This window comes from Mesorhizobium sp. M8A.F.Ca.ET.208.01.1.1, assembly GCF_004791315.1.
GTDB lineage: Bacteria > Pseudomonadota > Alphaproteobacteria > Rhizobiales > Rhizobiaceae > Mesorhizobium.
Map to the genome: position 1 here is coordinate 1 of NZ_SRUT01000063.1, position 424 is coordinate 424.

The window sequence follows — 424 nt, forward strand, 5'->3', positions numbered from 1 at the left end:
CACCTTCAACCGTGAGAAGTACCTGCCCGAAGCCATCGCCAGCCTGCTCAAGCAGACTGTGGTGCCGGATCAGATTCTGATCGTCGACGACGGCTCGACCGACAACACCAGCGCGGTGGCCGCCTCTTTCCCCGCTCCGGTGGAATATTACCGCAAGGAAAATGGCGGCAAGTCGACGGCGCTGAACTTCGCCCTGAGGCATTGCAAGGGGGACTTCGTCTGGGTGTTCGATGACGACGATGTCGCGCACCCGACGGCGCTGGAACGGTTTCTCGCAGCGTTCGAGCGGGAGCCGACGGCTGATTTCGCGTTCGGCGAATATGCGCGTTTCCAGCAGTCGGCCCAGATCGAAGAGCGGAATTACGAGATCGTCGCCTTCGGCCATGTCAGCCAGGACAATTTCTTCCCGTCCCATCTCGAATAT

The 424-nt window shown here is 60.1% G+C and carries 1 protein-coding gene; it reads left to right on the top strand.

Features of this window, described 5'->3' with window-relative positions:
* Positions 1-424: glycosyltransferase family A protein (locus EN851_RS34280; protein ID WP_135931056.1), on the top strand; the 424-nt coding region annotated here is incomplete at both ends.